This window comes from Bradyrhizobium sp. Kon37, from assembly GCF_055807535.1.
The window spans coordinates 59144-69684 of the sequence record NZ_JBVVOY010000030.1; the positions used below are offsets into that span (position 1 = coordinate 59144).

10 protein-coding genes and 1 pseudogene are annotated in these 10541 nt (G+C 64.1%); 3 read left to right on the plus strand and 8 right to left on the minus strand.

The window, feature by feature from the left end:
* Positions 1-7: 7 nt before the first annotated feature.
* Positions 8-769: an ABC transporter ATP-binding protein gene (locus AC0L3J_RS33140; protein ID WP_473349862.1), complete on the minus strand. Its 762-nt coding sequence runs from the start codon at positions 767-769 to the stop codon at positions 8-10.
* Positions 769-1788 (minus strand): ABC transporter substrate-binding protein, encoded by a 1020-nt coding sequence (locus AC0L3J_RS33145; RefSeq protein WP_473349863.1) that lies wholly within the window; start codon positions 1786-1788, stop codon positions 769-771. Before AC0L3J_RS33145 ends, AC0L3J_RS33140 begins: the two co-directional genes overlap by 1 nt.
* 95 nt (positions 1789-1883) lie before the next feature.
* Here AC0L3J_RS33145 and AC0L3J_RS33150 point away from each other — a divergent pair, with 95 nt between their 5' ends.
* The 3 genes from AC0L3J_RS33150 (at position 1884) to AC0L3J_RS33160 (ending at position 6799) form a co-directional block, all read left to right on the plus strand.
* On the plus strand, positions 1884-2600 hold the full coding sequence (locus tag AC0L3J_RS33150; RefSeq protein WP_473349864.1) for a GntR family transcriptional regulator: 717 nt from the start codon (positions 1884-1886) through the stop codon (positions 2598-2600).
* 199 nt (positions 2601-2799) lie between these two features.
* The gene (locus tag AC0L3J_RS33155) at positions 2800-3228 is read left to right on the plus strand and encodes a response regulator (protein WP_473349865.1); all 429 of its coding nucleotides are present in this window, start codon (positions 2800-2802) and stop codon (positions 3226-3228) included.
* Complete coding sequence (locus AC0L3J_RS33160) at positions 3206-6799, plus strand: PAS domain S-box protein (protein WP_473349866.1); 3594 nt, start codon at positions 3206-3208, stop codon at positions 6797-6799. Before AC0L3J_RS33155 ends, AC0L3J_RS33160 begins: the two co-directional genes overlap by 23 nt.
* Before the next feature lie 122 nt (positions 6800-6921).
* Here the strand turns inward: AC0L3J_RS33160 and AC0L3J_RS33165 are convergent, their stop codons facing one another.
* From AC0L3J_RS33165 to AC0L3J_RS33190, 6 genes and pseudogenes are all read right to left on the minus strand, one after another.
* Positions 6922-7557 carry a response regulator transcription factor gene (locus AC0L3J_RS33165; protein ID WP_007604420.1) on the minus strand — a complete coding sequence of 212 codons (636 nt, stop codon included), beginning with the start codon at positions 7555-7557 and terminating at the stop codon, positions 6922-6924.
* Positions 7558-8046: 489 nt separating this feature from the next.
* Complete coding sequence (locus AC0L3J_RS33170) at positions 8047-8550, minus strand: response regulator (RefSeq protein ID WP_473294941.1); 504 nt, start codon at positions 8548-8550, stop codon at positions 8047-8049.
* A 140-nt stretch (positions 8551-8690) separates the two neighbouring features.
* Complete coding sequence (locus AC0L3J_RS33175) at positions 8691-9005, minus strand: hypothetical protein (protein WP_027568375.1); 315 nt, start codon at positions 9003-9005, stop codon at positions 8691-8693.
* 2 nt (positions 9006-9007) lie between these two features.
* Positions 9008-9889, minus strand: coding sequence for a CheR family methyltransferase (locus AC0L3J_RS33180; RefSeq protein WP_473349867.1), 882 nt, complete (start codon positions 9887-9889; stop codon positions 9008-9010).
* 60 nt (positions 9890-9949) lie between these two features.
* On the minus strand, positions 9950-10336 hold the full coding sequence (locus AC0L3J_RS33185; RefSeq protein WP_007598955.1) for a response regulator: 387 nt from the start codon (positions 10334-10336) through the stop codon (positions 9950-9952).
* A 31-nt stretch (positions 10337-10367) separates the two neighbouring features.
* Positions 10368-10541, minus strand: a pseudogene (locus AC0L3J_RS33190) (chemotaxis protein CheW); the annotation flags it as partial.

Genomic DNA, 10541 nt, shown 5'->3' on the forward strand with positions numbered 1-10541 from the left:
GGCTCCCTCAATGCGCCGTTGCTTCGGAGGCGAACAGGAGATCGTGAATCTCCTTCTCGAGCCGGCCCGCACTGCCGTCCTCATTGGAAACCTTGTCGACGTCGACCACCTCGGCCTTGACGCGGCCGGGATGCGGCGACAGCAGCAGGATGCGGTTGCCGATGCGGATCGCTTCCGCAATCGAGTGGGTCACGAACAGCACGGTGAATTTGGTCTCGCTCCAGAGCTGGAGCAGCTCGTCCTGACAGGTCCGGCGCGTCAGCGCGTCGAGCGCGGCGAACGGCTCGTCCATCAGCAGGATGTCGGGCTCCATCGCCATGCCGCGCGCAATCGCGACGCGCTGCTTCATGCCGCCGGAGAGCGTGTGCGGATAGGCATCGACGACGCGGGTAAGGCCCACCTTCTCGATATAGGCCCGCGCCCGCACTTCGGCGTCCTTGCGCGACAATTTTCGCGCGGTCAGCAGCGGAAACATCACGTTGGCCAGCACGCTCTTCCAGGGCAGCAGCTGGTCGAACTCCTGGAAGATCATCATGCGATCGGCGCCGGGACCGTGGATCTCGCGGTCGTTGATGGTCATGCGGCCTTCGCTCGGCGCCATGTAGCCGCCAACGGCCTTGAGCAGGGTCGACTTGCCGCAGCCGGACGGCCCGAGCAGCACGAAGCGATCGGACCTGTCGACGGTGAAGCTGACCCTTTCCGTGGCGGTGACGACGGCGCTGGAGGTCTTGTAACGCAGCGTCACGGAGCTGACGTCGAGCAGCGCCATCAGTTGCCCTTCAGGTCGTGGGCGACGGGGAGATAGTAGTCGGTCCAGGCCTTGGGCTGAGTCTTCAGCGTCCCGGTCTTGAACAGATGCGCGGCGAATTTCATCGTGCCCTGCGGCTCGAGATTCCACTCCATCATGCCGGGCTCCTTCAGGAGATCGAGCAGCTCTTCCACCGAGGTCTTGTCGCCGGTGATCTCCTTGTAGATCTCGACCGCCTGTCTGGTGTCGCTGCGGATCAGATCCTGCGCTTCCTTGGTCGCGTCGCGCACGGCCTGGATGATTTTCGGGTTGGCATCGGCGAACTTCGTGGTGGTGAAGAACTGCGCCTGGCTGAGCGGGCCGCCCATCACGTCAGGCGACGACAACACGACATGCGCGCCCGGCACGTTCTTCAGCTCGAGGAAAGTGAACGGCGGAATTGAGAAATGGGTGTGCACCTCGTGCTTGGAATTGGACAGCGCCGCATAGGCGTCGGGATGGCCGAGCTGCACCGTGTTGACGTCCAGCTTCGACCATTGGTCGGCACCAAAAGCCTCGGCGGCGGCGATCTGGAGCACGATCGCCTGGGTCGAGACTTTCACCGTCGGCACGGCGATCTTGTCGCTGGGGCCGAAATCCCTGATCGACTTGATGTTGGCGTCGCGGCTGATCAGCGTCATCGGCTGCGCCGACGTCGCGACGATGCCCTTGACGCCACCGCGGGTGCGATCCCACAGCAGCAAAAGATTGCCGGTGCCGGTGTTGAGAATGTCGACGCCGCCCGCGAGCAGTGCATCGGTCTGCGCACCGCCGCCGGAGAAGGTGACCCATTTGGTGGTGACACCGGCCACCCCGAGCTGAGCTGCGTGCTTCTCGATCAGCTTCTGCTTTTCCATGATGTGGCTCGGCATGTAGAAAATGCCGGGCTGGCGCGACAGCGAGATCTCGGATTTTTGCTGCGCCTTCGCGGACGAAACCGTCAGCGCCGTGGCGGCGATCAGGGCGACTGCCGTGAGGCCACACTGCAATTGCTTGATCATTGTTGTTCGTTTCCTCCGGCCGCCATTGACGAGCGATCTTACTGATGCACTAATGCATTAGTGCATCAAAGGCAAGGCCGGCCGGAGCCCTTCGCATGGAAACAGCCCACCCCGCATCCCGCGGCGCTGCCCGCCCCGGTACGCGGCTCGACCGGGCTCGGCAGGCCGCACCGCAAGTGTTCGAGCGGCTGCGCAACGCCATTCTCGCGCTCGAACTGCCGCCGGGCTCGCCGCTGTCGCGCACGGATCTCGCCGCGCAATTCGGCGTCAGCTCGACGCCGATCCGCGACGCCCTGATGCGGCTGGAGGAAGAAGGTCTGGTCGACGTGTTTCCGCAGCACGCCACCGTCGTCAGCCGTGTCGACGTCGGTCGGGCCGAGCAGGCCCATTTCCTGCGCCAGGCACTGGAACTCGAAATCGTCCGGCTGCTCGCGGAGCAACATGACGACGCTCTGGTCACCCGCCTCGACCATACGATCGCGCTCCAGCAGCAATTCGCCAAGGCCGGTGACTTCGAGAGCTTCATCGCCGGCGACAATGATTTTCACGCGCAGCTTTATGCCGCGGCCGGCAAGCAGGAACTCTGGACGCTGGTGCGCAGCCGCAGCGGACATATCGACCGGCTGCGCCGGCTGCATCTGCCCTCACCGGGCAAGGCCCAGAACATCGTCCGCCACCACAAGCTGATCACACGCGCGATCGAGGCCGGAGACGCCGATGCTGCGCAACAGCATTTGCGCAAGCACCTGTCGGGCACGCTGAGCGAGCTCGATACGATCCGGAGCCACTATCCGGAATATTTGACTGACTAAGCCTATGGCGCGCGGTCGTCGCGAGCACTTGTGCACGTCACCGTGCATAAGTTGACGGAGCCGATTCGCCTTTCGCGAGCAATCGTCGGATCGATGGCGAAGTGCTTGCAGGCCGGATGCAATCCGCGCAACAATTTCAGAGTTGATGGTTTGATTTGCGGTCGCTGGGAAACCCCATCCGGCCCGGAGGATACCAGACGTGGCCAACATCCTGATCGTGGATGACGACCCGGCCGTGCAGATGACGATTCGGCTGCTCCTGGAGAGGGCCGGTCATCACATCACCGTCGCCGGAGACGGCCGCAAGGGACTTGCGCTGTTCGAGGCCGGCCAGTTCGACCTGCTGTTTCTCGACATCTTCATGCCCGGCATGGACGGCCTGGAGACGATGCGCCACATCCGGGCGCTGCGGCCGGCGATTCCGATCGTCGTCATTTCCGGCCGTTCGTTCACCCCGGACGCCCATGCGGAGCCGGACTTCCTCAAGATGGCGACCAAGCTCGGCGCGGTGGCGAGCCTGCAGAAGCCGTTCCGGGCCGACGCGCTGCTCGCCGCGGTCGCCGGCTGCCTGGACGCGGCGCGGACGGCATCGGTGAGGAATCCGGATGTCAGCACCGGCCGCCGATGACAAGAACCTTCATTCTGTTCCAACCGAACACGGGCGCCATTCAGGACGCGGTGCAAATTTCGCCATGACGCTCGCTACGCGGCTCGCTATCGCGATGATCCTGCTGGTGGCGGTCACCGTGGCCGCAGTCGGCTGGCTCGGCTATCGCAATATCACCCAGGCCGTCATTCCGCGGGTCCTGGAACGGATTGAAGCCCAGTCGAGCCTGCTGGCCACCCATCTCGAATCCTACGTTGCCGGTGCTCGTGGCGATCTGCTCGGTTATCGCTCCGCCGCTGCCATCAATGGGCTGATCCGCGCCCACATCGGTGGAGGCATCGATGCCGTCGACGGCGTTTCGGAGCAAACCTGGCGCGAGCGTATCGCAACGCGGTTCGCAGCCGAGATCGACGCGAAACCGAGCTACGGGCAATTTCGAATCATCGGCCTTGACGACGACCAGCGCGAACTGGTCCGCGTCGATCGCGCCGGCCCGAACGGAGCAGCACGGATTGTTCCCAACGGCGAACTCGAACGCAAGAGCGAACGAACCTACTTCCAGGAGACGATTCGACTGGCGCCGGGCGACATCTATGTTTCGCCCATCGATCTCGCCACCCGGCAGGGAGGAACCACGGACCCTCACATTCCGACGTTGCGCGTCGCGACGCCGCTGTTCACGCCTGATAGCAAGCCGTTCGGCATCATCATCGCCAATATCGACATGCGCCCCGCGCTCGACCGCGTTCGTTCGACCGCGAGCGCAGGAGGAGACATCTATGTCGTGAATTCGCGTGGGGACTATCTGGTTCATCCGGATCGCGCGCGGGAATTCGGTACGTTGCACGGCAACGCCAACGATTGGCGCCGGGACTTTCCTTTCTTTGCAGCCCGGGCCGGCCAGCCGCAAGGATCCACGCAGCTTACGAGCGACCGGTCTGGCCGGCCGAGTGGAGCGGCGATCGCACCGGCGCTGCTGGCCGGCAAGGAGTGGTTGGCTATCATCGAGACCGCCCCCGCATCCGTGTTCAGCCGCGTTCCGGCGGCCATTCAAAAAACCTCCTCGCTGGTCGGGCTGCTTGCCGTGCTTGCCGCGGCTTTGCTTGCGGTGCTGCTGGCGCGCTCATTGACACGGCCGATCGGGCGCTTGACCGCAGCGGTGGAGGCGATCGGCAGCGGACGGCGCGCCGATATTCCCGTCGATGCGAGCGGAGAGACAGGCGTGCTGGCGCGGGCATTTGCCCAGATGGTCGAAGAAACGAGAGCGAAGACAGCCGCTCTTGAACGCGAGATCGAGGAGCATCGCCGCACCGAGGCCGCGCGAAGCCATCATGAAGCGCGCGAGCGCTTGTTCAGCGCCGCCGTCGAATCCTCCGACGACGCGATCGTGATGCAATCGCTCGACGCCGTCATCACCGGCTGGAATGCCGCCGCCGAACGCCTCTACGGCTATTCGGCGGATGAGGCGATCGGGAAATCCACCTCGATCATCGTCCCGCCCGACCGACGCGAGCAAGGCAAGGACTATTTGCAGCGGCTCGCCCGAGGTGAAGCGATCGAACGCTTCGAGACGGTGCGCCTGCGCAAGGATGGCGCGCCGGTCGAAATCTCACTCAGCCTGTCGCCGATCAGGGGCCCGTCGGGCGAGATCATCGGCGCCTCCGGCACCGCGCGCAGTCTGACCGAGGCGCGGCGGGCCGAGCGGGCGCTGCAGCAGCAGCTCGAGGAACGGCGGCAGATCTTCGAGACCTCTCAGGATCTGATCATGGTGATGGACGCGCGCGGCCACATCGCGCAGATGAGTCCGAGCAGCGAGGCCATTATCGGCTACCGGCCGGAGCAAATGATCGGCCGCAGCGGCGCCGATTTCATTCATCCCGGCCATCTCGACCAGTCGCGCGACGAGATGCGCGCGCTCAGGCGCGGCGAGCGGCTGAAGCTTGCCGACACCCGCTGCTTCCACAAGGACGGTCGCGAGGTCTGGCTCTCCTGGCTCGGCAGCTGGTCCGACCATGCCCAGCGCTACTTCTTTGTCGGCCGCGACATGACGGAGGCGAGGCTTGCACAGGAGTCCTTGCGGGAGAGCGAACAGCTTGCGCGCAACATCGTCGAGACCTCGCTCGACGCTTTCACCCAGACCGACCAGGCCGGTGCCATCCTGAGTTGGAACTCGCAAGCCGAGAAGCTCTTCGGATGGACGCGTGAGGAAGCAATCGGCAAGAATGCGATCGAGCTTTTCGTCGCCCCCAGTGAGCGCGAAAGCGTCAGGGCCAGACTGCAGCTCTTTCTCGAGTCCGAGCAGCAATCGCTGGCCAATCCACGGCGCGAACTTTTGGTACGGCGGCGCGACGGCAAGGAATTCAGGGCCGAGCTCAGCGTCACGGCGCTCCGGCGACGCGAAGGTGTCCTCTTCAACTCGTTTTACCGCGACCTGACCGACAAGATCGCGGCCGACGAGCGCATCCGTCAGGCCGAGAAGATGGAGGCGGTCGGCCAGCTCACCGGCGGCGTGGCGCACGACTTCAACAACATCCTCACCGTCATCACCGGGACGATCGAGATCCTGGCCGATGCGGTGGCCAAGGAGCCGGAGCTCGCCGCGATCACGAAGATGATCGACGAGGCCGCCGGGCGTGGCGCCGAGCTGACGCAGCACCTGCTGGCGTTTGCGCGCAAGCAGCCGCTCCAGCCGCGCGAAATCGACGTCAACGCGCTGATCATCGACACCGCGAAACTGTTGCGGCCGACGCTGGGCGAGCAGATCCATATCGAATCGGTGTTCGAGGACGAGAACTGCGTCGCGATCGTCGATCCCAGCCAGCTCACCACCGCGATCCTCAACCTCGCGCTCAATGCCCGCGATGCCATGCCCGGTGGCGGCAAGCTGATCGTGGAGACGGGCGCGGCCTATCTCGACGAGGTCTATGCCAGCGTCAACGACGTCCCGCCGGGTCACTACGTGATGATTGCCGTGAGCGACACCGGCAGCGGAATTCCCGCCAACATGCTGGCCAGGGTGTTCGACCCCTTCTTCACCTCGAAGGGACCGGGCAAGGGCACCGGACTCGGGCTTTCGATGGTCTACGGCTTCATCAAGCAGTCCGCGGGCCATATCAAGATCTACAGCGAGGAAGACCACGGCACCACGATCAAGATGTATCTGCCGCCCGGCAAGACGCCGACGTTGGTCGGCGACAGCGTGACGCCGGCGAGCATTGAGGGCGGACACGAGACGATCCTTGTGGTCGAGGACGACCGGCTGGTGCGCGACTACGTGCTGGCGCAGCTGCATTCGCTCGGTTACGTCACCTTGCAGGCTGCGAACGCCGCGGAGGCGCTCGCAATCGTCGCCGCCGGAAAGCCGTTCGACCTCCTGTTCACCGACGTCATCATGCCCGGCAAGATGAACGGACGTCAGCTCGCCGACGAACTGCAGAGAACGCGTCCCGATCTCCGGGTGCTCTACACGTCCGGCTATACCGAGAACGCGATCATCCATCACGGCCGGCTGGATTCGGGCGTTCTGCTGCTGGCGAAGCCCTATCGCAAATCGGATCTGGCCCGGACCATCCGCAAGGCGTTGAGCAGTTGATAGCGCGTCGGGCCGGGTGAGAGCCCGTAGCCCGGGCGAGCGAAGCGATACCCGGGAACACTCCGAGCCAAGTCCCGGATGTCGCTTCGCTCATCCGGGCTACGACATGTCACCCACGGAATTTACGACGCGCGCTGGGCCGCGGTCATTACGATCCGGATCAGATCGGCGGCATTGCGCGCGCCAAGCTTCTTCATGATGTTGGCGCGATGGTCCTCGATGGTGCGCGGGCTGATGCCGAGCGTGCGGCCGGCCTCCTTGTTGGAGGCGCCGGCGGCGAACTGCTCGAGCACCTCCCGCTCCCTGCGCGTCAACGGCTCGCGCCCGGGGAAATGCAGCGAGCCGAACTTCGGCGCCGCGTTCTCCGACTGCCTGCGTGCATAGGCACCGATCGCCTCGTCGAGCCGGCCGACGATCTCGCTGCCGCGGAACGGCTTCTCGATGAAGTCGAGCGCGCCGCTCTTGATGGCTCCCACCGCCATCGCGATATCGCCCTGTCCGGAGATCATGAAGATCGGTGCCGGATAGTCCTCGCCGTGCAGCTCATTGAGAATATCGAGGCCCGATTTTCCGGGAATGTGCACGTCGAGCAGGACCGCTGCAGGTGTGCGGCTTCGCGCGACGGAGAGCAATGCTGCACCGTCCGCAAAACAGATCACCTCATAGCCCGCCGCCTTCAACACCATCGACAAGGTGTCGCGAACCGCAGCGTCGTCGTCGACCACGAAGATTTCACCGCGAGAGCTTTGTTCGGCCATGTGCCACACATCCGGTTGGCATGAAGGACTCGCGTCCGCCCCAACCGTTATGGCGTTCGGCGCGGATTCGGCCCACCGTATTTGTACGGGACATGGACTTAACGCACAAGTAGCGGCGAGGCGCCTAATTGCAGGGGACGGAGAATATCCATGCTAATTTGGCCGCTATGCCGCCCCTCGTGGCAATGCCCGAGGTCGAGAGCCGTAAGCTGATTGCGGCTGACCTTCGCATGCTGATCTCGCAGATCGAGACCAGCATGCGCCGGACCGCCACAGCCATGGATCAAGAACACGGGAGCGATCCGGAAGGTTCCCCCGACGTCTTCGTGCTCCACGATGTCACACCGCGGTATGCCACGGCGATCGACGCGCTCGACGCCTGCCGGTCTGGCCTTGGCCACGCCCTGGAATGCCTGTCGGAGGCCCGCAGCACGGTGCAGGTCGCGATCGCGGCGACGCGGCGACCGCATTCTTTCATCGCATGGCGGCTCAGGCGCGGTGCCGCTCCACGATCGCGTCGGTGGCGACACCACCCCAGGTGTGGATCGCCGGCAGGCCCATCGCGGTCTTGCCAAGATTGGCGAGGCTGATGCGCAACGCGGCGAGATCCAGCGGCTTGGGCAGGCTCTGGAGCTCGATCCCGACGGAACGGGCGAAGCTGCGGGCGGCGCTGCGGCGCTTGCCGTCCATGCCGCTGATGACGATCACGGCGCCGCCAAATTTCGCCTTCGCCATCTCGCCCAGTACGTCCACACCGTCGCCATCCTCCAGCACGAGATCGAGTGTCACGCAGTCGAAGCGCGCGGCGCGGAGCTTTTCGATCGCTTCGGCCACGGACGGCGCCACGGTGACTTCGTGGCCGGCCTGCTTGGCCGCGACCGTGATCAGGCTGCGCTGCGTGGCGTCGTCATCGACCACCAGAAGCTGAAGTGCACGCCGCTCGGCGCCGTCGGGCAGGTTTGACGGGAGAGGTGAGAAAGAGCTTCTGGGCATTGCGGTATCCTGAGATTGAGACCGGCAATGGATACACGGTTCGCGCTGAGGCGACGTAAAGCCGCGACGGCAAATTCAGTCGGTTGTTTCAGCAAATGTGAACCAAGCTCGCGGAAAACGGCGACGAGACCAGGTGAAGATCACGCCGCCTCGTCACGGCCACCGGCGGCCCGCTTCTTCCGGTTCTTGCCACGCAGGAATTGGATGTCCATTTCGACGCCGTTGACGCGCACCAGTTCGCAGCGGCGGTAGGCAAGGCCGGTGGACGACAGCAGCAGGAAGAACTCTTTGAGGTTCAGGCCCTGAATCGAGCCTTCGACCGTCAGGACGGCGTCGGTGTCGGAGATCGCGTTGAGCTTGCAGTCGCGGCGCCAAGTGCCGTCGATGGCCATGATGCAGACATCATAGCCGCGACTGAACGTCACGCGTTCCGCGCCCTTGCCATCCTCGGCCATGCCTATCGTCCTGCCATGACCGCTACGCGCGGCGCAGCGCCGGCAAGAGCCGGCTTGGCGGCCGCGGCACGCGGGTCGTTCGGCTTGTAGAGACCGCGCTTCTCCGGAATCGGCTTGAACGTATCGGTCAGTCCGACCACCGTTTCGGCCGCGCCCAGCACCAGGAAGCCGTCTCCCTCGATCTGGCGAGCCAGGCGGTTGAAGATGTTGATCTTGGTGTCCTGGTCGAAATAGATCAGCACGTTGCGGCAGAAGATGACGTCGAAGGTGCCGAGCTGAGCGAAATCGTGCAGCAGATTGAGCTGCCGGTGCTGGATCATCGCCCGCAGTTCGGGATTGATCTGCCAGGTCTCGCCGGCCTGCTTGAAATATTTCATCAGCATCTGAATCGGCAAGCCACGCTGCACTTCGAACTGGCTGTAGATGCCGGCCTTGGCCTTCTCGAGCACCTCCTGCGACAGGTCGGTCGCGATGATCTCGACGCGCCAGCCGGTCAGGGCCGCCCCCATCTCCTTCAGGCTCATCGCCAGCGAGTAGGGCTCCTGCCCGGTCGAGCCGGCGGCGCACCAGATGCGCACGCTGCGGCGGCCGGCGCGCGCCTTGATGATCTCCGGCATGATGGTCTCACGGAAATGATCGAACGGGACCTTGTCGCGAAAGAAGAAGGTCTCGTTGGTGGTCATCGCCTCGACCACGCTGGTGACGAGCGCGCCCGAGCCAGCGCCTTGCAGCTTCTGCACGAGCTCGCCGATGCCGGAGATCCCGGCCTTGCGCGCCAGCGGCAACAGCCGGCTTTCAATCAGATATTGCTTGTCTGCGGACAGATCGAGCCCGGAATGATCCCTTAGGAACTTACGCAGATACTCATACTCGGTCGGGGTCACTGATAGGCCTCTCGGAAGCTGTACTGGGAACACTCTGGCCGGAACACTCCGCCAGATAACTCAGACCATGGCTTGTCCGACCGGGATCAAGCCGACTTCAGCGAATTTGTCGGCGATGATGTCTTTGTCGAAGGGCTTCATGATGTACTCGTTGGCGCCGCCGCTGAGCGCCTGAGCTATATGAGCCACGTTGTTTTCGGTCGTGCAGAACACGACCTTGGGCTGGTCGCCGCCGGGCAGTCGGCGCATGTGGCCCATGAACTCGAAGCCGTCCATCACCGGCATGTTCCAGTCCAGCAGCACAGCGTCGGGCAGCTTGTGCTGACAGACCTCGAGCGCCTTGGAGCCGTCCTCGGCCTCCGTGACTTCGAATTCCAGGCCTTCCAGGATCCGGCGTGCGATCTTGCGCACGACGCTGGAATCATCGACCACCAAACACGTCTTCATTTCGGTTCTCCGGCTTCGATGTTTTCGGGGCTCACGCAGCCATTTGCACTTCGGTCTTGAGCTCGAGGACGCGATCGACGTCGAGGACGACCATGAGCTGGCCGTCGAGACGGTGGACGCCGCCGGCGAGCTTGGCCATGCGGGGGTCGAGATTGACGGGGTTTTCTTCCATGCCGTCCTCGGCAAGCCGCAGCACTTCGCCGAT